The sequence below is a fragment of the Streptomyces sp. NPDC005017 genome, from assembly GCF_042873115.1.
Classification (GTDB): Bacteria; Actinomycetota; Actinomycetes; order Streptomycetales; family Streptomycetaceae; genus Streptomyces.
Genome location: NZ_JBIALD010000031.1, coordinates 73,548 through 95,987, shown reverse-complemented (window position 1 = coordinate 95,987; position 22,440 = coordinate 73,548). Strand labels below are relative to the sequence as shown.

Here is a 22,440-nt window from a genome sequence, read left to right as displayed (position 1 = left end):
TCAAGGAACGGACGCTTCCTTTGTACTCACCCTCTCGGGCTTTCCTCCGGGCGCTTCCCTTCGGTCTTGCGTTTCCGACTCTATCAGATCCTTTTTCGACCCGATTTCCTCGGTGCTTTCCGGGTTCCCGCTTCCGCGTTTCCCTTTCCGGCGATCCCGACTTTATCAGTGATTTTCCGTCCCGCTGACCACCGTTCTGCGGACATGCAGAAGGAGATCCAACGAAAGGGTCTGACGAGTTGGGTGCTGCCCGGCTTTGGACGATTACTTACGTCACTCACCGTCAGGCAGGGATACGACAGTACACGGGGCCGCGAAGCTCGCGCAAATCGGCTAGACTAGTGGTCTAGACCTCTTACCCCGGGGCCATTCGTGCGGAACCGGGACTTCATATGACATACCCTGCTCAACAGTGCGCCGTTGTCGACAGTCAGTGACGGCGCGTAAGCATCTCCGCCCCTGGGAGGCTTCCCATGACCACCGTGACGTCCCCTCTCGCAGGACGCGCCATCGGACTGGCCGCCGTGCCGGATCCCGTCTTCTCCGGGGCCATGGTCGGCCCGGGTACCGCCATCGACCCCGTCCGGGAGCCTTCCGAGGCTGTTTCCCCGGTGGACGGGGTCATCGTGTCGCTGCACCCCCACGCCTTCGTCGTCGTCGATTCGGAGGGCCATGGCGTCCTCACCCACCTGGGCATCGACACCGTGCAGCTCAACGGTGAGGGTTTCGAGCTCCTGGTGAACAAGGGAGACACCGTTTCCCGCGGCCAGGCCGTCATCCGCTGGAACCCGGCCGCCGTGGAAGAGGCCGACAAGTCCCCGGTCTGCCCGATCGTGGCGCTGGAGGCCACGGCAGAGCTGCTCTCCGAACTCCGCGAGGACGGTGACGTCAAGGCGGGCGACGCGCTCTTCGGCTGGGCGTGACATCGGCGCCGTCCTCATGACGGCAGGCAGGACAACCACCGCGGCGGCGGGACCCGCCGCACTATCGGAGACGGGTGAGATGGAGACAACGCTGCGAGGCGTCGGCGTGAGCCACGGTGTGGCGATCGGCGAGGTTCGGCACATGGGAACGGCGGTCCTGGAACCGCCGGCCAAGCAGATCCCGGCGGAGGAGGCGGAGCGGGAGCAGGGGCGTGCCCGCCAGGCCGTGGAGGCTGTGGCGGCCGACCTGATGGCGCGCGGCAATCTGGCAGGGGGCGAAGCCCAGGCGGTGCTCGAGGCGCAGGCCCTGATGGCCCAGGACCCCGAGCTGATCGCGGACGTGGATCGCAGGATCGCCGTCGGCAGCACGGCCGAGCGTGCCGTCTACGACGCGTTCGCCGCGTACCGCGAGCTGCTGGCCGGCGCGGGTGAGTACCTCGCCGGCCGGGTGGCCGACCTGGACGATGTGCGGAACCGTATCGTCGCGCGACTGCTCGGTGTGCCGATGCCGGGCGTCCCGGACAGCGACGAGCCGTACGTGCTCGTCGCGCGGGATCTGGCGCCGGCGGACACGGCGCTGCTCGACCCGACCCTGGTGCTGGGTTTCGTGACCGAGGAGGGCGGGCCGACGAGCCACAGCGCGATCCTGGCCCGTGCGCTCGGTGTCCCCGCGGTCGTGGCGCTGCCGGGTGCGGGTGAACTGGCCGAGGGCACCATGATCGCGGTCGACGGCAGCACCGGCGAGCTCTTCGTGCACCCGAGCGAGGAGAAGAAGGCGCAGCTGGAGGCCGCGGCGGCGGAGCGGAAGGCGGCGCTGGCGGCTTCCACGGGTCCGGGTGCCACGGCCGACGGGCACAAGGTGCCGTTGCTGGCCAACGTCGGCGGCCCGGCGGACGTGCCGGCTGCCGTGGAGGCCGGGGCCGAGGGTGTGGGTCTGTTCCGTACCGAGTTCCTCTTCCTGGACGACAGCAAGAACGCGCCGTCCGAGGAGAAGCAGTTCGAGGCCTACCGCAAGGTTCTCGAAGCCTTCCCCGAGGGCCGCGTCGTGGTGCGGGTCCTGGACGCGGGGGCGGACAAGCCCCTGGACTTCCTGACTCCGGCCGACGAGCCGAACCCGGCGCTGGGCGTGCGGGGTCTGCGGACGCTGCTCGACCACCCCGAGGTACTGCGAACCCAGCTGACCGCGCTGGCGAAGGCCGCCGAGGGTCTGCCGGTCTACCTCGAGGTGATGGCGCCGATGGTGGCGGACCGTGCCGACGCCAAGGCGTTCGCGGACGCGTGCCGCGAGGCCGGGCTGCGGGCGAAGTTCGGCGCGATGGTGGAGATCCCCTCGGCCGCGCTGAGGGCGCGCTCGATCCTCCAGGAGGTCGAGTTCCTGTCGCTGGGCACGAACGACCTGGCCCAGTACACCTTCGCCGCCGACCGTCAGGTGGGTGCGGTGTCCCGGCTCCAGGACCCGTGGCAGCCGGCGCTGCTCGACCTGGTGGCGCTGTCCGCGGAGGCCGCCAAGGCCGAGGGCAAGAGCTGTGGTGTGTGCGGTGAGGCGGCCTCCGATCCGCTGCTGGCGTGTGTGCTGACGGGTCTGGGTGTCACTTCTCTGTCGATGGGCGCCGCGTCGATCCCCTATGTGCGCGCGAACCTGGCGAAGTACACGCTCGCCCAGTGCGAGCGGGCCGCCGCCGCCGCCCGGGCGGCGGACAGCGCCGACGAGGCTAGGAAGGCCGCGCAGGCGGTGCTGTCCGGCGAGTGACGGGTAGGCACCGGCCGCCTGGTGCTCCGGTTCCTGGCGAGGGGCGCTCCATCCGAAGGGTGGGGCGCCCCTCGCGCGTTCAGTGGCCGTGTCGGGGGCCGGCTCCTCCGGGTCCGAGGTCGGGCGGTGCGCAGTAGTCGACGTTCGATTCGGGTGAGATGAGGTCGCCGGACTCGGCGTCGGTGCAGTAGGCGTCGAAGACCTCGGCGGCGGTGAGCGGCTGGAGGCCGCCGACGCGCAGGCGCCATCCGTAGACCTGGTCGGGGGTGTCGGGGGCGGTGGTGCGCATGACGAGTCCGCCGGGGCTGCCGGTGGCCATGCCCACGGCCAGGACGGTGGTGAACTCGAGGGCCTCCGGTTCGTGCAGTTCGAGATCGGCCCGGTCCCGGTCGGCGTGCAGCGCGGCGACGAGGGCTTCGGGTGTGGTGGAGACACTGCACACGAGGTGGTGGGAGCCCGGCGGTGCCGTGTCGAGGATGCGGACGACATGGTCCGCGGCGCGTGTGAAGGCGGCCCGCCCGAGGTCCTCGCCGCAGGAGGAGCAGGCGCCGAGGCGGGCCAGGAGTGTGGAGGCGTACTCCCAGGTCGCCTGGCGTACGGCCTCGTCGACGAGGGCGGGGAGCAGGTCGGTCAGGGGCTGGCCCTCGTAGGGGACGGCCGGGCCGGTGGTGGCGAGTTCGGCGGTGAAGCGGGTGCGGCTCGATGCCTGGTCGGGGTCGAGGCCGGAGTGGGTGCAGTAGTCCGCGTACTCCTGCGGGTCGAAGAGGGCCACGGTGGTGTGGCCGCCTTGCCGGGCGCGGCTGCGCAGGACCGCTTCCACCTCGCGCAGATAGGTGGCGTGGTCGGCGAAGGCGAAGCTCCGGTAGCGGCGCATGGCCGTGAAGTCCTGCTCGTCGGTGAGCAGGCCGATGGTGCCGGCGATTTCGCGGCGCAGGACGCGTCGGACGGTCTGGTGGTCGGTGTGCGCCATTTTTCCCCCTGTGTACGGTCGATCCATGCTCACTCACAGTAACCGGGGCCACTGACAATGGGGTCCGTGAGCGCTTTCGTCGCAGGTCAGGTACTGGATGGGGGTGTGAGGCGGGGGGGGGGGCCGGCCGCGGGTTCTCGCGAGGGGGGCCGCGGCCAGCCGGGCGTCGGGTCAGGCGCGCTTGCGGGCGAGGTCCTCGTAGAAGTGGAGGAGGTCGAGGTTGTCGATGGAGCCGGCGTTGACCGCCTTGTCGAGGGGGGTGCCCTGGAGCAGGCGCTTGACCGGGACCTCGATGCGCTTGCCGGTCAGCGTGTGCGGGATGCCGGGGACCTCGATGACCTCGTCGGGGACGTGGCGGGGCGAGAGCTGTTCGCGGATGGTCTGCTTGATGCGGCCGAGCAGGGCGTCGTCGAGGGTGGCGCCCGGGGTCAGGTGGACGAAGAGCGGCATCCAGTAGCCGCCGTCGGGCTGCTCCAGGCCGATGACGAGGGACTCCTTGATCTCGGGGAGCCGCTCGACCGCCTCGTAGATGTCGGCGGAGCCCATCCGTACGCCCTGGCGGTTGAGGGTGGAGTCGGAACGGCCGTGGATGACGACGGAGCCCCGGGAGGTGACGGTGATCCAGTCGCCGTGGCGCCATACGCCGGGGTAGGTGTCGAAGTAGCTGTCGTGGTAGCGGCTGCCGTCGGGGTCGTTCCAGAAGTAGATCGGCATCGACGGCATGGGGTTGGTGACGACGAGTTCGCCGACCTCGTCGGTCAGGGGTTCGCCGCTGGGGTCCCAGGACTGGAGGTCGGTGCCGAGGCCGGGGGCCTGGAGCTCGCCGATGTACACGGGGAGGGTGGGGACGGCTCCGGCGAAGCAGGAGCACACGTCCGTGCCGCCGCTGACCGAGGCGATCCAGAGGTCGTCGCGGACCTCGTCGTGGAGCCAGCGGAAGCCGTCGGGCGGCAGGGGCGATCCGGTGGTGGCGACGCAGCGGACGCTGGACAGGTCGTAGTCGCGCGAGGGGTGCACCTCGGCCTTGCGGCAGGCCATGACGTAGGCGGCGGAGGTGCCGTAGAGGGTGGCCCGGGTGAGTTCGGCGACGCGCCACTGGGCGCCGGTGTCGGGATATCCGGGGCTGCCGTCGTACAGGACGACCGTGGTGCCGGTCAGGAGGCCGGAGACGAGGAAGTTCCACATCATCCAGCCGGTGGACGTGTACCAGAAGAACCGGTCCTCGGGGCCGAGGTCGCAGTGCAGGCCGAGCTGCTTGAGGTGTTCGACGAGGATGCCGCCCTGGGACTGGACGATCGCCTTGGGCAGGCCGGTCGTACCGGAGGAGTAGAGGACCCAGAGGGGGTGGTCGAAGGGGACCTGTTCGAAGACGGGTTCCACGTCGGCGCCGGTCAGGGCGGACCAGTCGAGGGCGCCTTCGGGGGCTTCGGTGCCCAGTACCGGGATGTGGACGACGGCGCGGAGGGTGGGCAGTTCGGCGCGCAGTTCGGTGACGGTGTCGCGGCGGTCGTGCTGCTTGCCGCCGTAGCGGTAGCCGTCGACGGTGAACAGGACCACGGGTTCTACCTGCTGGAAGCGGTCGAGGACGCTTCGGGCGCCGAAGTCGGGGGCGCAGGAGGTCCAGACGCCGCCGACGGCGGCGGTGGCGAGGAGGGCGACGACGGCCTCGGGGATGTTCGGGAGGTAGCCACTGACGCGGTCCCCGGGCCGGACGCCCAGGGCGCGGAGTTCGGCGGCCAGGGAGCCGACCTGCTGCCGCAGCTGCGACCAGGTGACCTCACGGGGGGCGTGGGTCTCGTCGACATGGAGGAGGGCGGGTTCGTCGGCGCGGGTCACGGCGGCGCGCAGCGCGTGTTCGGCGTAGTTGAGGGTCGCTCCCGGGAACCAAGAGGCGCCGGGCATCGAACGGTCGCCGAGCACGCGCGCGTAGGGCGTGGAGAAGCGGACGTCGAACCATTCGGTGACCGCTTTCCAGAACACCTCCGGTTCGGCGACGGACCAGCTGTGCAGTGCGGCGTAGCCGCCTTCGGCGGGGGCTCCGTGCTGTTCTGCTGCCCAGGTCTGGAATTTCGTGATCCGGGCGTCGGCGATACGTTCGGAGTCGGGCTGCCAGAGCGGCTGGGCGTTCTCGGTCGACAAGGGGGGCTCCCGGACTGTGCGCGTCGTGTGCGTCGTCCGCGCACGGGCGGGGTGTGCGCGTGACGCGGTGACAGGGACGATGCCATGTGATCGACTCCGATACCAGGGGCCACCCCACATAGTCGGCGTCATGAAGATGTGGTCCCGGCATGGGTGAACGGGAGCTGAACGAGACACCCGCGTGGGTGGGTCGATGGCAGGGTGATCACCATGGACGGTCGTGACCTGGTGCATTCGATGAAGGCGGTCGGTTCTGCGGGGGCGGCCCAGGGGTTTCGCACCGTAAGGGCGGCGTGGCGCAGGAGGCGTGCCGACGCGACAGGGCTGCCGTCGCGTGGCGTGGAACGCGCGCGCGTGCCCGGGGCCGTGCGGGAGGCGGAGCCGGGTCCTGGCGGGGGCCTGCTCCGTTTCGGCCGTTCGGAGCTGCGGATTCTGGTCACGGTGAACGGGGCCGTCTTCTGGGGGTGGGACGGCGCGGGTCCGGAGCCGTCGTACGCGCTGGCGGGGCAGTGTCCGGAGCCCGATCCGCGGGCTGTGCTGGAGCCCGACAAGGACGGCGGCTGGCGGGTGGTGGCCGAGCGGGTGACCGTGGTCGTCTCGCGGCACGGGGGCATCGAGGTGCAGACGCCGGGTGGTGTGCTGCTGCGGCGGGATCTGCCGCCCCGGTGGTGGGAGCCGGTGGAGGGTGGTCCGGCGCGGTGGATGCAGCGGTCGGAGGTGCCGGCGGACGCGCGGTTCTTCGGTCTGGGCGGGCGCGCCTCGGGGCCTCGGCTGCGGGACGGCGTGTACCGGCTGTGGAACACCGATCCGGGCGGTTCCTTCGGGCCCGGGGACGATCCGCTGTACGTCACGATGCCTGTGCAGCTGGTGGTGGCCGACGCGGCGACGCATCTGGTCTTCCACGACACCTCGTGGGACGGCACGGTGACGCTTCGGGAGGGCGAGGAGGGCGCGGGTTCCGGTCATGACCGTGCCGGGACGAGCGAGCTGCGGATGGAGGGCGGCGCGCTGCGCTGCTGGGTGATGGTCGGTACTCCCGCGCGCGTGCTGATGGCCTGGGCGGCGCTGACGGGTGCGCCCGCGCTGCCGCCCGCGTGGGCGCTCGGCCATCAGCACGCGCGCTGGGGTTTCGGCAGTGAGCGGGAGGTGCGGCGGATCGTCTCCGGTTACCAGGAGCGCGGGCTGCCGCTCGACGCGGTGCATCTGGACATCGACCATCTCGACGGGCACCAGGTGTTCACCGTGGACCGGGACCGGTTCCCGAAGCTGCCGGGGCTGGCGGAGGATCTGCGGCGGGACGGGGTCAGGCTGGTGTCGATCGTCGATCCGGCGGTGAAGGCCGCCCCGGGGAACGCGGTGTACGACAGCGGCACGGTCGAGGACGCGTTTGTCAGGGACGCATCGGGTCGGGTGGTGCGCGGGGTCGTGTGGCCCGGGGAGGCGGTGTTCCCCGATTTCACGCACGCGCGCGTGCGTGCGTGGTGGGGGCGGCGGTACGAGGAGCGTCTCGCCGAGGGCTTCTCCGGCTTCTGGCATGACATGAACGAGCCGACTTCGTTCGCGGCGTTCGGCGAGACGACGTTGCCGCGCTCGGCCCGCCACGCGCTGGAGGGCCGCGGCGGTGATCATCGTGAGGCGCACAACGTCTACGCCCTGTGCATGGCTCGGGCGGCCTACGAGGGGCTGCGGGAGCTGACGCCGGGGCAGCGGCCGTTCGTCTTCTCGCGGTCGGGCTGGGCGGGCATGCAGCGCTACGGCGGGACCTGGTCGGGCGATGTGGGCACGGGCTGGCCCGGTCTGCGCGCCTCGCTGTCGCTGGTGCTGGGGCTCGGGCTGTGCGGGGTGCCCTACTCGGGGCCGGATGTCGGCGGTTACGACGGGAGCCCGTCGCCGGAGCTGTTCCTGCGCTGGTTCCAGCTGGGCGCGTATCTGCCGCTGTTCCGTACGCACGCGAGTCTGCGGGCGGGGCGTCGGGAGCCCTGGGAGTTCGGGCCCGAGGTGCTGGAGCACGCGCGCGTGGCGCTGGTCGAGCGCCGGCGGCTGCTGCCGTACTTCATGACGCTGGCGCATCTGGCCCGGCGTACCGGCGCGCCGTACGTGCGGCCGTTGTGGTGGCACGCGCCGGAGGACCGGGGCCTGCGCGAGTGTGAGGACGCCTTCCTGCTCGGTGATGCGCTGCTGGTGGCGCCGGTGCTGGAGCCGGGGGCGGACCGGCGTGCGGTGCAGCTGCCGCGCGGCCGCTGGTACGACACGGTGACCGGGCGGGCGTACGAGGGGCCGGGGCAGGTCCTGGTGGACGCGCCGCTGTCCAGGATTCCGGTGCTCGCGCGCGCGGGTTCCGTCCTGCCGGTACGGGGTGCGGACGGCGGGGTGGAGCTGGAGGTGTGGGCGCCGGCTCGTGGCCGTACGGGCATGGGGCTGATGGTGGCGGACGCGGGTGACGGCTGGGAGGAGCCGGAGACCGAGCGTTATGTCAGCCGCTGGGAGGGGCGTCGGGTGGTGGTGGGGCGTGAGGGTGAGGACGGCGTGGGCGAGCCGTCCCACCCGGTGCGCGTGCGTGGTCTCGCGGAGGGCGAGCGTCAGATGTAGCGGCCTTCGAACCAGGCGCGTACGGCCAGGGTGTGCAGGGGGAAGGCCAGTTCCTCGGGCCTGCGCAGCAGCTGCCAGCCTTCGGTCTCGTCGGTCGCGGCCGACTGTGGCAGGCCGTCCGCGGGACGTTCCGGGAGGGCGCCGAACAGCAGTAGATGGCCGTCGGGCGCGCTCATGGCGTCGACGAGCCGGACGTCGCGGCCCGCCGCTTCGATCCCGGTCTCCTCCCTGAGCTCGCGCACGAGGGCCTGCCGCCAGTCCTCACGGTCGTCTATGTAGCCGCCGGGCAGGGCGATGCCCCCGCGCGCGGGCGGCACGGTCCGGGTGATGACGACCAGGGCGGCGCCCCGGGTGTCGTACACGGGTTGCAGGGCCACCGCGACGGGCAGCGGGTTGCGGTAGGCCACGGCGGCGCACGCTGGGCAGGTGCGAGGCCAGCCGGAGATGCCCTCTCCGTAGGGCGCTCCGCAGCTCGAACAATGGGAGCCCGGGGCGGAGTTGGGGGCGGGGTGCGGGTTCTCTGACACGTCGCGGACTGTATCCGATCACGGAGAGGGCGGTGCCGTCCGGCGTCTCAGTGGTGCCCGGTGAGCGAACCGGCGGCGACGGGGAAGCGAAGTAGGTGTCCGGGTACGGCTCGCGCTTGTAGGTGTAGTGCCACCGTTCCCCGGCGAGGTTCACGAAGCCGAGGCCCTCCGGGGTCGCCTTCAGGTGGAGCCGGTTGGCGCGCTGGGCGCCGGTGGCGCGGGGGTCGAGCGTGTGGCTCCTGGTGTCGAAGCAGTCGCAGCCCGTGCCCATGTCGACGGAGTTGTCGGGGAAGCGCTCCTTCTGGGGCGCGTAGCAGGGCACCAGGGGCTCGCCGGGGCGGGTCGGGCGGACGGGGAGCTTCACGAGGGTGAGGTCGACCGTGGAGCCGCGGCTGTGGCCGGACTTGGCGGCGATGTAGCCGTCGTCGAAGAGCCGGCTCTTGTCCACGTCCGGATAGAACTCGGCCTTCGTGTCCTCGGCGTCGAGGGCCCTTCTGACGGATCTCCGTGGGAGAAGGAGCGGCGTTCGGTGCGTGCGATCGGCGTGCGGACGGGGTACGGGCCGGGGCGCCGCACCGCAGTGTGTGTCCGCCGCTGACGGGCCGTGGCCCGATCGCTCTGCTGCAGCGGAGGGACGGCCGGGGCCACCCCCGTGGGCCTCGCCCGTCCCTCCGGTATCCACGACGCCGAATGTGGCGCGTTTGGTTCACTCATTCGCTCTGCCGGTTCGTGGTTGCCCGTGGCACACTTCTGACCCTTCATCAGATTCGGACGTGGGGAGGTCCTTTGTCACGTACACGCGTGCCTGTGGTCGCCGGGTGGTTCACCGGCGAAGGGGAATCCTTCCGACTGCTCGGAACCCGGTGTTCCGCGTGCTTGTCCGTGTTCTTCCCCAGGGAGGACACGCACTGCCGCAATCCCGCCTGCGCCGGGGGCGAGCTGGCCGAGCACCCGCTCTCCCGGTGCGGACGCGTCTGGTCGTACACCGACGCGCGCTACCGGCCGCCGTCACCGTATGTGACCGATCGGGAACTTCCCTGGGTTCCGTACGCGTTGATCGCGGTGGAGCTGGAATCCGAGCGGATGGTGGTGCTGGGGCAGGCGGCAGCCGGGGTCACCGTCGCGGATCTGGCGGTGGGCATGGAGGTGGAGGCCGTGCCCGGCGTGCTGCACGAGGACGACGAGACGATCTGGACGACATGGCACTGGCGGCCGACGGGGGTGAGGACATGACGGCGGACGTGGCGGTACTGGGGGCGGGCATGCACCCCTGGGGGAAGTGGGGCCGCGGCTTCGTCGCGTACGGCGCGGCGGCGGCGCGGGCCGCGCTGGCCGACGCGGGGGTGGACTGGCGCGACATCGGCTCGATCGTCGGCGCGGGGACGATCCGCGGCGGCTATCCGGGGCACGTGGCGGGTGCGGCCTTCGCCCGGGCGCTGGGCTGGCAGGGGGCCCGCGTGACGAGCGTGTACGCGGCGTGCGCGTCAGGGGCCCAGGCGGTGAACACCGCGCGGGCGCAGATCCTCGCCGGGCTCGCGGACGTCGTCCTGGTGGTGGGGGCCGATTGCGCTCCCAAAGGGTTCTTCCGTCCGGCGGGCGGGGACCGGCCCGACGATCCGGACTGGCTCCGGTTCCGGGTGCTGGGGGCGACCAATCCCCTGTACTTCGGGCTGTACGCGCGCCGACGGATGTCCGTGTACGGGGACACGCCGGAGGACTTCGCCCAGGTGAAGGTGAAGAACTCCACGGCGGGGGCGCTGAATCCGAACGCGCGCTACCGCAGACGCGTCACCGCCGAGGAGGTCGCCTCATCGGCGGTCGTGGCCGATCCGCTGCGGCTGCTGGACATCTGCGCGACCTCCGACGGCGGGGCGGCGCTGGTGCTCTCCAGCATGGACTTCGCCCACCGCCACGGAGTGGCGCGGCCGGTGCGGATCCGAGCCGTGTCGACGGTGACGCCGCGGTACCCCAACACCGTCCTGGACCTGCCCGACTTCGCCACGGACTCCGCGGCGGCCGTGGCGCCCGGCCAGGAGACGTTCCGCGCGTCGATCGCCGGCGCGGCCTACGAGGAGGCGGGCGTCGGACCCCGGGACCTCTCCCTCGCCGAGGTCTACGACCTGTCCACCGCGCTGGAGTTGCAGTGGTACGAGGACCTCGGGCTCTGCGGTGAGGGCGAGGGCGCCAAGCTGCTGGGAACCGGTGAGACGACGCCCGGCGGACGCGTACCGGTGAACGCCAGCGGCGGACTGGCCTCCTTCGGCGAGGCCGTTCCCGCCCAGGCGATCGCCCAGGTGTGCGAGCTGACCTGGCAGTTGCGGGGAACCGCGGGGGACCGGCAGGTCGAGGGGGCTCGCGTCGGACTCTCCGCCAACCAGGGCCTGTTCGGGCACGGTTCGGCGGTGGTGGCCGTGCGCTGAGCGGCGGGGCGGACGACGGCATCGCCGCGACTCCGGTCTGCCCCTGGCTTCATGACGACGGCATCGCCGCGACTCCGGCCGTCCCCCGGCTTCATCACGGATTTCACCGCCGCTTCCTCACACGCATGTGGCCCCTTCCCGAAAGCAATGGCTACGCTCTGTGAGCAGCCAGAAAGGATGCGTGAACGTCTCATGAACTGCGCCTGGGTCTTCATGGACAGCGCCATCATGCTCCCGTGCACCCCTGGACGGATACTCTCCGCTTCGCCTTCCAGCCCGTGGTCAACCTCACCACCGGCGGGATCGCGGCACTGGAGGTTCTGGCACGCCCCGAGGCGGGAGACATCCTGGCCGAGGCCCGTCGGGACCCCGAACTGGACGGCAGGCTCGCCGTGCTGGCGGTGCGTTCCGCGGCACGCAAGGAGACGCTCCTGCCGCTGCACCTGAACGTGTTCGCCGGCACCCTCGCCGACCTGGGCGGTCTCGGGCCGCTGCACGAGGCGGTGCGCCAGGCGGGACGACTTCCCTGGGAGATCACGGTCGACATCGGGCCGCCCTTCACCCACGTCCCGCAGCAGGCACTGCTCGACGCGGCGGCCGCGCTGCGGGACGCCGGTTTCCGGCTCAGCGTCGACGGGGTCGGGGACGGTGATCTCCCCGTGCGGCTGCTGGTCGACCTGGCACCCGACCTGGTGAAGCTCGACGGGGCGCTGCTGGCACGGCCCGCGGCGATCCGGGCTATGCGCACCCTGTGCGATCAGCTCGGCGCGCTGCTGTCCGTCGAGGGCGTGGAGACCGAGTTGCAGTACCGGCGGGCCGTGGCCGCCGGAGCCCAACTGGGTCAGGGCGAACTGTTCGCGCCGCCGGCCCGGCTGCCGGCCTCGGAGGTGTACGTTCCGCTCCGCTCCCCCGAGGCCGCGTCGAGGTCGCGGCCGGGGCCGTCGGTACGGGAGTTCGTGCGGCCCGCCGCACTGCTGCCCGACACCGTCTCCGCAGGGCAGGTGCGGGCCCTGCTGACCGGCTCGCCGGACGTGTCCGGGGTACTGCTCGTGGACCGGGACGGAGTGCCCGTGCGATCCCTGCACCGGTCCCGGTTCCTGCTGTCGCTGTCGGGGCGCTACGGCCACGCCCTGTACGCCGACCGGCCCGCGGCCCGGCTCGGGGACGTGCCGCGGGTCGTGGGGGCCGACGCCACAGCCTGGCAGGTGCTGGACGTCGTCGCCGACGGGGGCCGGGACCGTACCCCGGAGGACGTGGCCGTCGTCGACCGGTACGGGCGCTGCGTGGGTGTCGTACGGCTGGCCGATCTGGTGCGGGCGCTGGCCGAGTCCCGGGTCGAGGAGGCGGCCGGGCTCAATCCGCTGACCAGGCTGCCCGGCTCCGACGCGATCACCGGCGAGGTCGACCGGCGGATCGCGGACGGCCGGTCCTTCGCGCTGAGCTGGCTGGACGTGGACCACTTCAAACAGGTCAACGACGGGGCCGGGTTCGCGGCGGGCGACGATCTCATACGGTCCGTCGGCCGTGCGCTCCGGCACGTGGCCTCTGACAGCACCCGGGTGGGCCACATCGGCGGGGACGACTTCCTGGTCCTCGCCGATCCGGACGGCCTCGATCCGCTCGCGGCCTCGGTGCTGGACGCGCCCTGGTCGGCGGGCGGACGGCCGATCACGCTGTCGCTGGCCACGGTCGTGTGCGCTCCGGGGTCCGTGATGGACCACCGGCAGGCGGCGGCCTGTCTGGCGCCCCTGAAGAAGGCCGCGAAGTCGCTGAACGGGGCGAGTTGGGTGCTCGGCCGGGCCGGGCTGCCGGGCCACGAGGTCCGGCGTGGCCCGGGGCCGACGGCCAGCCATACGGGGTTCGCGGTGGCCGAGCCTCTGGGGTGAACGGCGGCCGGGCCTCCGGTGGCCGGTGAGCGGTGACCGGGCCTTTCGGCGGCCGGTGAGCGGTGACCGGGCCGTCGATGGCCGTTGAGCGGTGAACGGGCCGTCGATGGCCGTTGAGCGGTGAACGGGCCTTCGGGTGGCCGCGCCTCCGGTGGTCGGCGATGGGGGTCAGCGACGGGAGTCGGGCCTCGGCGTCGGACGCACGCCGTGCCGGTGGCAACCTGCCTGCCGCGGACATCCGTTCAAGCCGGTGTCACCGTTGTCGTCGGCGACCTTGACGCCCCTCGAGTGCCGGTGAAAACTTCCCGCGTCAGCCGAAATCGCCGTACATTCTCGGCGTAATCCGGCATGCGCCGCAGGCTCGGCGCCGCCCTGGCCCACCTCCGCACGGGGCGATTCGGCTGCCACGGCACGCTCGTCACGGACGCCGGGCGGGGCGCGGGACCCTCCCTGCCTTCGGCTGTCCTCGACACGGGAGCCACGGGAGTCACAGGCCCCAAGGAAACGCGCCCTGAAGGCAGGGCCGGGGTCGAACACCCCGCGTCCGGGCCCAGGGCCGAGCGCCTGGGAGCCGCCATGAACAACGGGGACGTCTTCCTCGGCGAGGTCATCGGAACCGCCATCCTGATCCTGTTCGGCGCCGGTGTCTGCGCCGCCGTCACCCTCGGGCACTCCAAGGCGCGGGCCTCGGGCGAGACGACCTGTCTGGGCGCGGCGTACGCGGCGGGTCTGGCCACGGGGGTGTGGAACGACCTGGACGAGCTGAGGTCGCACTGGCAGAAGGACGCCGAGTGGACCCCGGCGATGGACGCCTCGGTGCGTGACCGGGAGTACGGCAACTGGCGCAAGGCCGTGGAGAAGAGCTTCGGCCGGCGGGAGGACGGGCACGCGTAGCCACGCGCGCGTGCATGTTCTCGTGGATCGCGGCCCGTACCCCGGTCGGCGGCGGTACGGGCCGTGCGCGGCCGTCGGAGCCGAGGCGCGGTTGCGCCGTTCTCAGGTGGCGACGGCCTCGGCGCGGTGGCTCGCGGCGACGACCATGGCGTGCTGGACCACGCCGATGAGGACCTCCTTGACCGACTCGCGCTCGCGGGCGTCGCACAGCACCACGGGCACGTCGTCGTCCAGGTCGAGGGCGCGGCGGACGTCGTCGGGCGGGTAATGCGCGGCGCCCTCGAAGCAGTTGACGCCGACGACGAACGGTATGGAGCGGCGCTCGAAGTAGTCGACGGCGGCGAAGCAGTCCTCCAGCCGGCGGGTGTCGGCGAGCACCACGGCTCCGAGGGCGCCTTCAGACAGCTCGTCCCACATGAACCAGAAGCGTTCCTGTCCGGGTGTGCCGAACAGGTAGAGCACCAGGTCCTCGCGCAGGGTGATCCGGCCGAAGTCCATGGCGACGGTCGTGGTGTGCTTGGCCTCCACGCCGCTGAGGTCGTCGACCGGGCGGCCCGCCTCGGTGAGCAGTTCCTCGGTACGCAGCGGTTTGATCTCGCTGACCGCGCCGACGAGGGTCGTCTTGCCCACGCCGAAGCCGCCGGCCACCAGGATCTTGAGCGTGACGGGCTCGACCGGTGGCTTGGCGCGCTCAGAACGCCCGAAGATCATCGTTCTGTTCTCCTGCTCGATGGGGGGTGGGGCGACGGCGGCCCGTAGCCTCCGCCGCCGGGGGTCTCGACGACCAGTACGTCGCCGGGGCCCACGTCGGTGGCGTCGCTTCCGCCGAGTTCGGTGACGCTCCCGTCGGCGCGCTCCACACGGTTGGCGCCCAGGGCGCCGGGCTCGCCGCCGGACATGCCGTAGGGCGGTACGCGGCGGTGCTGGGACAGCGTGGAGACGGTCATGGGCTCCAGGAAGCGGATGCGGCGCAGGGCGCCGTCGCCGCCCGGCCAGCGGCCGGGGCCGCCGCTGCCGCGCCGGACGGAGAACTCCTCCAGCCGGACGGGCAGGCGCCATTCGAGGATCTCGGGGTCGGTCAGCCGCGAGTTGGTCATATGGGTCTGTACGACGCTCGCGCCGGGGAAGCCGTCGCCCGCTCCGGAGCCGGAGGCGACGGTCTCGTAGTACTGGTGGCGGGCGTTGCCGAAGGTCACGTTGTTCATGGTGCCGGAGCCCTCGGCCTGGACGCCGAGCGCGGCGTAGAGGGCGCCGGTGATGGCCTGGGAGGTCTCGACGTTGCCGGCCACGACCGCGGCGGGCGGTTCGGGCGCGAGCATGGAGCCCTGCGGGACGACGATCGTCAGCGGGCGCAGGCAGCCGTCGTTGAGGGGGATGTCGTCGGCGACCAGGGTGCGGAAGACGTACAGGACGGCCGCGTTGACCACCGCGTAGGGCGCGTTGAAGTTCCCGGGCAGCTGGGCCGAGGTGCCGGTGAAGTCGACGGTCGCCGAGCGGGCCGCGCGGTCGACGCGCACCTGGACGCGGATGACGGCGCCCGAGTCGGTCTCGTAGGCGTAACCGCCGTCGTCCAGGGCGTCGATGACCCGGCGCACCGCTTCCTCGGCGTTGTCCTGGACGTGCCGCATGTAGGCCTGGACGACATCGAGGCCGTACTCGTCGATCATGCGGGTGACCTCGTCGACGCCCTTGCGGTTGGCGGCGATCTGGGCGCGCAGGTCGGCGAGGTTGGTCCTGGGGTTGCGGGAGGGGTGGGGCGCGTCCTCGGTGAGCAGGCGGAGCGTCTCCTCCTCGCGGAAGCGGCCGTTCTCGGCGAGCAGCCAGTTGTCGAAGAGGACGCCCTCCTCGTCGATGGTGCGGCTGTCGGCGGGCATGGAGCCGGGGGCGATCCCGCCGATCTCGGCGTGGTGGCCTCGGGAGGCGACGTAGAACAGGATGCGGTCACTGTGCGTGTCGCCGTCCGGGGCCGGGCCGAAGACCGGCGTGATCACCGTGACGTCGGGGAGGTGGGTGCCCCCGTGGTACGGATCGTTGACGGCGTACGTGTCCCCGGGCCGCATCCGTGGGCCGCGGCGCCGGATGACCTCCTTGACGCTGGTGCCCATCGAGCCCAGGTGGACGGGGATGTGGGGGGCGTTGGCCACCAGGTTTCCGTCGGGGTCGAACAGGGCGCAGGAGAAGTCCAGGCGCTCCTTGATGTTGACGGACTGGGCGGTGGACTCCAGTCGGGCGCCCATCTGTTCGGCGATGGACATGAAGAGGTTGTTGAAGACCTCCAGCAGGACCGGATCCACTTTCGTGTCGGCCTGGGAACTCTGCGTGACCGCCGCGCGTTCCATGACCAGTTGCCCGCCGTCGGTCGCCGTGGCCCGCCAGCCCTCGTCGACGACGGTCGTCGCGCCGGCCTCGCTGATGATCGCGGGGCCGTCGACGGGCTCGCCGGGAGGCAGGTGCTCCCGGCGGTGCAGGGGTACGTCGCGCCAGGCGCCGCCGGTGTGGAGGCGGACGGTCTCGGGTGCGGCGGGGCTGCCCGCGTACGGGGCGAGGGCGGACAGGTCGGGGGGTTCGGTGATGCCGGTGGCTTCCACGGAGAGGGCTTCGACAACGACGGGCCGGTCGAGGGCGAAGGAGTAGGTGGCGCGATGCCGTTCTTCGAAGGTGTGCCTCATCGCGTCGGGGTCGGCAAGCTCGACGGTGAGAGTGGTGTCGGTTCCGTCGTAGCGCAGTTGGGCGCGGCGGGTGACGCGGACGTGCTCGTCGGGGACGTCCTCGGCGAGGAGTTCGGCGCGGGCGGCGCGCTCAAGGCCGTCGGCCGTCTTCAGCACGTCCGGCATGGCGGCCGCGGTCAGCGGGGCCTCCACGGACTGTTCGCGCATGGCGGTGGTGTCGGCCAGACCGATGCCGAGTGCGGACAGCACTCCCGCCATGGGCGGCACGAGGACGGTCCGGATGCCGAGGGAGTCGGCGACCATGCAGGCGTGCTGTCCGCCCGCGCCTCCGAAGGTGGTGAGGGCGTAGCGGGTGACGTCGCGGCCCTTCTGGACGGAGATGCGCTTGACGGCGTTGGCGATGTTGGCGACCGCGATGCTCAGATAGCCCTCGGCGACCTGTTCCGGGGTCCGGTCGTCGCCGGTCCGCTCGCGGATCTCGTCGGCGAGGGCGGTGAAGCGTTCTCCGACGAGCGCGGCGTCCAGGGGCTGATCGCCGTCGGGCCCGAACACCTCGGGGAAGTGCGCGGGCTGGATGCGGCCGAGCATGACGTTGGCGTCGGTGACGGCGAGCGGGCCGCCGCCGCGGTAGCAGGCCGGGCCGGGGTCCGCGCCCGCCGAGTCCGGCCCTACGCGGTAGCGGGAGCCGTCGAAGTGCAGGACGGAGCCGCCGCCCGCCGCGACCGTGTGGATGTCCAGCATGGGCGCGCGCAGCCTGACACCGGCGATCTGTGTGGTGAAGACGCGTTCGTACTCGCCGGCGAAGTGGGAGACGTCGGTGGAGGTGCCGCCCATGTCGAAGCCGATGACGCGGTCGAAGCCGGCCAGCTGCGACATGCGGGCCATGCCGACGATGCCGCCGGCGGGGCCGGACAGGATGGCGTCCTTGCCGCGGAACTGCCCGGCCTCGGCGAGTCCGCCGTTGGACTGCATGAACATCAGCCGTACGCCGTCCAGGTGGTCGGCGACCCGGCGCACGTAGCGGCGGAGCACGGGCGACAGGTAGGCGTCGACGACCGCCGTGTCACCGCGCGGGACGATCTTCATCAGGGGGCTGACCTCGCTGGACAGCGAGATCTGCGGGAACCCGACGCGGGCGGCGAGTTCGCCGACGGCCTGTTCGTGGGCGGGGTGGAGGTGGCTGTGCAGGCAGACCACGGCGACCGCGCGGATGCCGTCGTCGTAGGCCTGTCGGAGGGCGTCGGCGAGGGTGTCCAGGTCGGGTGCCCGCAGCCGGGTGCCGTCCGCGGCGACGCGTTCGTCGACCTCGATGACGCGTTCGTAGAGCAGTTCGGGCAGTTCGATGCGGCGGGCGAAGATGTGCGGTCTGTTCTGGTAGGCGATGCGCAGCGCGTCGCGGAAGCCGCGGGTGACGACGAGGACGGTGCGTTCGCCCTTGCGTTCCAGGAGGGCGTTGGTGGCGACGGTGGTGCCCATGCGGACCGCTTCGACGGTCTCCCGCGAGTCGCCGAGAAGCTCACGCACGCCCGCGACGGCGGCGTCGGGGTAGCTCGCCGGGTTCTCCGACAGCAGTTTGTGCGTGAGCAGCCGGCCGTCCGGGCGCCTCGCGACGATATCCGTGAAGGTGCCGCCCCGGTCGACCCAGAACTGCCAGCCCGTCACGCCCTCACCCCGCTTCCGCACGGTTCACAGTGCCCGGAGGCCGTTGATCACGTCGCGCAGAATACTCTCGTCCGGCAGCTCGGCGGGCGGGACGGGACGGGTCACATGGACGAACTCCCCGTCGACGAGATCGCCGACGAGGACCCGCACGACTCCGACGGGCAGGTTCAGCTCGGAGGCGAGTTCGGCGACCGACTGCGGGGTGTCCCGGCACAGACCGACGATCTCGGTGTGTTCCGGGGACAGCGTCGGGTCGGCCTCCGGATCGTCCGCGTGGGGTTCGGTGACGACCACCGCGATCAGGTCGAGGCGGTGCTGGGCCGCGTGTCTGGTCCGGCCGCGTGTCATGGCGTACGGACGGACTACGGGGCCGGCCTCGTCGTCGAACCAGTGGCTGTGTGCCTGACCGTCAGCGCTCATGCCATCTCACTACCCGCCGGGGAGCAGATCGGTGCGCGGAGCGGTCCGCAGATGCACGCCGACCCGCTTGACGAGCAGGGTCATCTCGTAGGCGACCTGGCCGACGTCGGAGTCGGCGTCCGAGAGCACGGCGAGGCAGCTGCCGTCCCCGGCTGCCGTGACGAACAGGAAGGCGTCGTCGAGCTCGACCACGGTCTGCCGGACGCTGCCCGCCTCGAAGTGGCGGCCCACGCCCTTGGCCAGGCTGTGGAAGCCGGAGGCGACGGCGGCCAGGTGTTCGCTGTCCTCACGGGTGAGGTCCTTGGAGACCCCGGTGGCCAGACCGTCGCCGGACAGCACGACAGCCTTGCGGATGCTCGCGACCCGGTCGACCAGCTCGTCGAGGAGCCAGTTCAGCTCGCCCCTGCCGGTGTCCGTGCGGCCGGTCGTGTTCGGTGCGGTCATCGACCGTCCCCCTTAGTCGTTCCTTGCGATGCTGCGCCGGTGTGGGCGTCGTCGCCCTCGGCGTTCTCCTGGCGGCCGCGCTGCCAGCCGCGCTGGAGCGAGGCCATACGGCTGCGTACTTGGTCGGCGTCCCGGTCGGCCGGGTCGGCCCGGTCCTCGGAGCGCCGCTCCGGGTCCTGCCTCAGCTGGGGGGCGAGGTTGGCCTGCCGGACGCGGCGGGGCAGGGCGGCGTTGCCGGACGGGGACTCCGCCGCACCGGTGCGGCGCGGGGAGTCGTCCGGGGCGCTGCTGGTGGGGGTAGCCGGGCGGGAGCGGCGGGGCAGTTCGGGTGCTGTCGCGGGCGTGCCCGGCGTGGCCGCTCCCGGTGCGGGCTCCGTCCTGATGCCCGTCGGGATGGCCCGGTGGCCTTCGGTGCCGCCCCGGTCCGTGCGTCGGCGTGTGGGCAGCGGGGCGGGGCCGTCGGACGGGAACCGCCCGGAAGGAGCGGGGAGACGGTCTCCGTCGGGCAGCGGCCGGCCGGAGGGGCCGCTGCCGTCCCCGGCCGGCTCGGCGCGGCCGGTGGCGCCGAGGCGGTCGTCGTCCGGTGCCGTGCGGCGGAAGCGGGATCCGGTCACCGGGCGGCCGTGCGAGCTGACCAGCTTGGGTGTCCGCCGGCGGGGCAGCGGCACGGCCCCTCCGAGATCGTCGCCGTCCGTGAGATCGACGGCGTCCAGGGGCGCGGGGCCGTCGTACGGCGCGAGGGCGCCGTCCTCGGTGTCCGCCTCGGGGAGGGCGATCGAGCGGCGTGGCCGGAAGAGTCCGCCGCGTTCGCTGTCCTCGTCGCCGAGGGCGCCTGGGAAGTCCCCGATGCTGTCCAGGTCGACGGGGGCCTCGAGCTCGACCGGGCCGTCCAGGAGCGAAGCCGTGAGGCCGGGCAGCTGGGTCGGGACCTGGGAGAGCGCGGTCCTGCGGCTTCCCGCCGAGTCGGCCTCCTTCGCGCTGCGGGGGCGGTCGAGGCGGAAGCCGATGCCGTTGGTGTCGGGGACGTCGTCGGTCAGCAGGGCGTCGGGGATGAACACGACGGCCGTGGTGCCGCCGTACGGCGACGGCTGGAGGGCGACCCTGACGTTCTGGCGCTGGGCGAGCCGGCTGACCACGAACAGACCGAGGCGGTCGGTGTCGGACAGTTCGAACTCGGGGGTCTCCGCGAGCCGCAGGTTGGCGTCCAGCAGGGTGTCGGCCGCCATACCGAGGCCGCGGTCGTGGATCTCCAGGGTGAAGCCGTTGGCGACCCGTTCGCCGAGGACGTGGACGGCGGTGTGCGGGGGTGAGAACACGGTCGCGTTCTCGAGGAGTTCGGCCACGAGGTGGGTGAGGTCGGCGACCGCGGGGCCGGTGACGGCGACCCTGGGCAGTCGGCGCACCTCGATGCGCTCGTAGTCCTCGACCTCGGCGACGGAGGCCCGGACGATGTCCATCAGCTGGATGGGTTTGCGCCACTGCCGGGAGGGGGCGGCGCCGGAGAGGATCACCAGGCCCTCGGCGTGTCGGCGCATGCGGGTGGTGAGGTGGTCGAGGCGGAAGAGGTCGGCGAGTTCCTCGGTGTCCTCGGTCCTGCGCTCCATGGTGTCGAGCAGGGTGAGCTGCTTGTGCAGCAGGACCTGGCTGCGGCGGGCGAGGTTGACGAAGACCTCGGAGACGCCGGCGCGCAGTTCCGCCTGCTTGACGGCGGCCTCGACCGCGGCGCGCTGGAGGGTGTTGAGGGCCTGGCCGACCTCGCCGATCTCGTTCTTGTCGTACTCCAGGCGGGGGACCTCGGTCTCCACGTCGACCTGTTCACCGGCCGACAGGCGGCGCATCACGCTGGGCAGGCGGACGCCGGACGCCTCATGGGCCTCCAGGCGCAGCTGCCGCAGGTCGCGGATGAGGGCGCGGCCGATGCGCACGGACACCACGAGGGAGGCCAGCAGGGCGATCAGACCGAGGACGGCGGCGATGACGGCCTTGACGATCACGTCCGTCACGAACGGGCCGACGCGGTCCTGGTAGCGGTTGCCGGCCTGGTCGTTCAGGGAGGCGAGTTCGTCGAGGACGTCGCCCGCGGCGGTGTCCCAGCTGGAGACGGTGACATCGCGCGGCTGCCCGGACCCGGCGCCGACGGCGGCCTGTTCGGCGACGCGCAGCGGTGCGGTGGCGGCGTTCTTCCAGAAGCGGGTGTAGCGGTCCCGTTCGGCGGAGGGCAGCAGCGGGAGGTTGAGGTCGTAGAGCAGTGTGCGCTGGGCCACGAGGGCGGCGAGATCGCGGGCCTCGCCGCGGGTGATCTCGCCGACGACCAGGGAGGAGCCGAGCAGGGCGTCCTCGCGGGAGAGGAGTTCGCGGGCGCGGCTGAGGTTGACCAGGGCGCGGTACTGCTTGTCCATCTCCGCGTTGTCCAGGGCCTGGAGATCGCCGAGGAGTTCGTAGCAGGGGTCGACGAGGCGGTTGTAGAGGTCGAGCGCGTGGGCGCGGTCGACGGTGCCGTCCTCGACGCTGCTGCGCAGGGGCTCGATGCCCTCGAACGCGTCGAGGACGGTGGTGAGATGCTCGTCCGTGTCGGGTCCGACGGCGTCGGCCAGATCGGGGTCCTGGGCGTTCTCCCGGATCTCGGCGACGGCGCGGTCGGTGGCGGCTCTGCTGCGCCGCAGCGCCTCGAGCGCGTCGGAGGCCCTGGGATCGGCGAGGTAGGCGAGACTCTGGCGGCGTTCTTCCTGGAGGACGCGCACGGTGTCCTCGGCCGGGTAGCCGATCTTCTCGACGACGGAGGCCCCGCTGAACAGCCGGCTCGCTTCGCGGCCTGTCAGTACCGTGGCGAAGGCCCAGATCGCGGTCAGCGACAGCAACGGCACGAGCAGCAGCGCCACGATCTTCCGGCGGATGGATTTCCCGCGAAAGCGCATGGCCTCCCCCAGCTCGGCCCCCACCGGCAGGGGGCACACATGTGCGTCAACAAACGGCGCGAGCCTACTACCGACAAACAGTTAACTCGAAGGGTCATACGGAATCCGAACTTCCGCACCGGTGGGGAGAGATGACGCGTTGTCCGCTCATTGCGGGAGATTGCGACCCCGAAAGCGGCATGGTGGCCGGGTCCGGATGTGATCAGGACACCAGGTCAATTGGCTGGAAATT

13 protein-coding genes and 3 pseudogenes are annotated in these 22,440 nt (G+C 71.9%); 7 read left to right on the top strand and 9 right to left on the bottom strand.

Translation table 11 applies throughout. From position 1 onward, the window contains the following. Positions 1–473 precede the first annotated feature (473 nt). Positions 474–923, top strand: a complete 450-nt coding sequence (locus tag ACFYR0_RS33110; RefSeq protein ID WP_389336487.1) for a PTS glucose transporter subunit IIA — start codon at positions 474–476, stop codon at positions 921–923. A gap of 79 nt (positions 924–1,002) precedes the next feature. Continuing rightward, the gene (gene ptsP / locus ACFYR0_RS33105; protein WP_389336484.1) at positions 1,003–2,673 is read left to right on the top strand and encodes a phosphoenolpyruvate--protein phosphotransferase; all 1,671 of its coding nucleotides are present in this window, start codon (positions 1,003–1,005) and stop codon (positions 2,671–2,673) included. Between the two features lie 79 nt (positions 2,674–2,752). Here the strand turns inward: ptsP and ACFYR0_RS33100 are convergent, their stop codons facing one another. Together ACFYR0_RS33100 and ACFYR0_RS33095 are read right to left on the bottom strand one after the other, a co-directional pair. Beyond that, on the bottom strand, positions 2,753–3,643 hold the full coding sequence (locus ACFYR0_RS33100) for a hypothetical protein (RefSeq protein WP_389336481.1): 891 nt from the start codon (positions 3,641–3,643) through the stop codon (positions 2,753–2,755). Positions 3,644–3,814: 171 nt separating this feature from the next. Continuing rightward, positions 3,815–5,782 carry an acetoacetate--CoA ligase gene (locus ACFYR0_RS33095; protein WP_389336478.1) on the bottom strand — a complete coding sequence of 656 codons (1,968 nt, stop codon included), beginning with the start codon at positions 5,780–5,782 and terminating at the stop codon, positions 3,815–3,817. 210 nt (positions 5,783–5,992) lie between these two features. On the opposite strand from ACFYR0_RS33095, the gene ACFYR0_RS33090 reads away from it, so the two are divergent. Next, complete coding sequence (locus tag ACFYR0_RS33090; protein ID WP_389336475.1) at positions 5,993–8,371, top strand: glycoside hydrolase family 31 protein; 2,379 nt, start codon at positions 5,993–5,995, stop codon at positions 8,369–8,371. Here the strand turns inward: ACFYR0_RS33090 and ACFYR0_RS33085 are convergent. Beyond that, a complete protein-coding gene (locus ACFYR0_RS33085; protein WP_389336472.1) occupies positions 8,362–8,898 on the bottom strand; it encodes an NUDIX domain-containing protein in 537 nt (178 codons plus the stop codon). The genes ACFYR0_RS33090 and ACFYR0_RS33085 overlap by 10 nt on opposite strands. A gap of 47 nt (positions 8,899–8,945) precedes the next feature. After that, positions 8,946–9,451, bottom strand: a pseudogene (locus ACFYR0_RS33080) (M15 family metallopeptidase); the annotation flags it as partial. Between the two features lie 254 nt (positions 9,452–9,705). Here ACFYR0_RS33080 and ACFYR0_RS33075 point away from each other — a divergent pair. The 4 genes and pseudogenes from ACFYR0_RS33075 to ACFYR0_RS33060 all read left to right on the top strand — a co-directional run. After that, the gene (locus ACFYR0_RS33075; RefSeq protein WP_389336512.1) at positions 9,706–10,131 is read left to right on the top strand and encodes a Zn-ribbon domain-containing OB-fold protein; all 426 of its coding nucleotides are present in this window, start codon (positions 9,706–9,708) and stop codon (positions 10,129–10,131) included. Continuing rightward, a complete protein-coding gene (locus ACFYR0_RS33070) occupies positions 10,128–11,318 on the top strand; it encodes a lipid-transfer protein (protein ID WP_389336509.1) in 1,191 nt (396 codons plus the stop codon). The genes ACFYR0_RS33075 and ACFYR0_RS33070 overlap by 4 nt, the downstream gene beginning before the upstream one ends. A 236-nt stretch (positions 11,319–11,554) precedes the next feature. Beyond that, the gene (locus tag ACFYR0_RS33065; RefSeq protein WP_389336469.1) at positions 11,555–13,204 is read left to right on the top strand and encodes an EAL domain-containing protein; all 1,650 of its coding nucleotides are present in this window, start codon (positions 11,555–11,557) and stop codon (positions 13,202–13,204) included. Positions 13,205–13,897: 693 nt separating this feature from the next. Then, positions 13,898–14,098: pseudogene (locus ACFYR0_RS33060) on the top strand (glycerol kinase); the annotation flags it as partial. 102 nt (positions 14,099–14,200) lie between these two features. Here ACFYR0_RS33060 and ACFYR0_RS33055 read toward each other — a convergent pair. From ACFYR0_RS33055 to ACFYR0_RS33035, 5 genes and pseudogenes are all read right to left on the bottom strand, one after another. Continuing rightward, positions 14,201–14,809 (bottom strand): ATP/GTP-binding protein, encoded by a 609-nt coding sequence (locus tag ACFYR0_RS33055; RefSeq protein ID WP_389336466.1) that lies wholly within the window; start codon positions 14,807–14,809, stop codon positions 14,201–14,203. Then, a pseudogene (locus ACFYR0_RS33050) lies at positions 14,790–18,429 on the bottom strand (hydantoinase B/oxoprolinase family protein). Before ACFYR0_RS33050 ends, ACFYR0_RS33055 begins: the two are co-directional and overlap by 20 nt. Positions 18,430–18,453: 24 nt before the next feature. Continuing rightward, positions 18,454–18,849: a DUF742 domain-containing protein gene (locus ACFYR0_RS33045; protein WP_389336463.1), complete on the bottom strand. Its 396-nt coding sequence runs from the start codon at positions 18,847–18,849 to the stop codon at positions 18,454–18,456. 9 nt (positions 18,850–18,858) lie between these two features. Beyond that, on the bottom strand, positions 18,859–19,293 hold the full coding sequence (locus ACFYR0_RS33040; RefSeq protein ID WP_389336459.1) for a roadblock/LC7 domain-containing protein: 435 nt from the start codon (positions 19,291–19,293) through the stop codon (positions 18,859–18,861). Continuing rightward, positions 19,290–22,208 carry a nitrate- and nitrite sensing domain-containing protein gene (locus ACFYR0_RS33035; RefSeq protein WP_389336456.1) on the bottom strand — a complete coding sequence of 973 codons (2,919 nt, stop codon included), beginning with the start codon at positions 22,206–22,208 and terminating at the stop codon, positions 19,290–19,292. The genes ACFYR0_RS33040 and ACFYR0_RS33035 overlap by 4 nt, the downstream gene beginning before the upstream one ends. Positions 22,209–22,440 lie beyond the last annotated feature (232 nt).

Excerpts from the sequence above, each read along its gene's own strand:
- ACFYR0_RS33110 (WP_389336487.1), top strand. The coding sequence starts at position 474 with ATGACCACCGTGACGTCCCCTCTCGCAGGACGCGCCATCGGACTGGCC.
- ptsP (WP_389336484.1), top strand. The coding sequence starts at position 1,003 with ATGGAGACAACGCTGCGAGGCGTCGGCGTGAGCCACGGTGTGGCGATC.
- ACFYR0_RS33100 (WP_389336481.1), bottom strand. The coding sequence starts at position 3,643 with ATGGCGCACACCGACCACCAGACCGTCCGACGCGTCCTGCGCCGCGAA.
- ACFYR0_RS33090 (WP_389336475.1), top strand. The coding sequence starts at position 5,993 with ATGGACGGTCGTGACCTGGTGCATTCGATGAAGGCGGTCGGTTCTGCG.
- ACFYR0_RS33070 (WP_389336509.1), top strand. The coding sequence starts at position 10,128 with ATGACGGCGGACGTGGCGGTACTGGGGGCGGGCATGCACCCCTGGGGG.
- ACFYR0_RS33055 (WP_389336466.1), bottom strand. The coding sequence starts at position 14,809 with ATGATCTTCGGGCGTTCTGAGCGCGCCAAGCCACCGGTCGAGCCCGTC.
- ACFYR0_RS33045 (WP_389336463.1), bottom strand. The coding sequence starts at position 18,849 with ATGAGCGCTGACGGTCAGGCACACAGCCACTGGTTCGACGACGAGGCC.
- ACFYR0_RS33040 (WP_389336459.1), bottom strand. The coding sequence starts at position 19,293 with ATGACCGCACCGAACACGACCGGCCGCACGGACACCGGCAGGGGCGAG.
- ACFYR0_RS33035 (WP_389336456.1), bottom strand. The coding sequence starts at position 22,208 with ATGCGCTTTCGCGGGAAATCCATCCGCCGGAAGATCGTGGCGCTGCTG.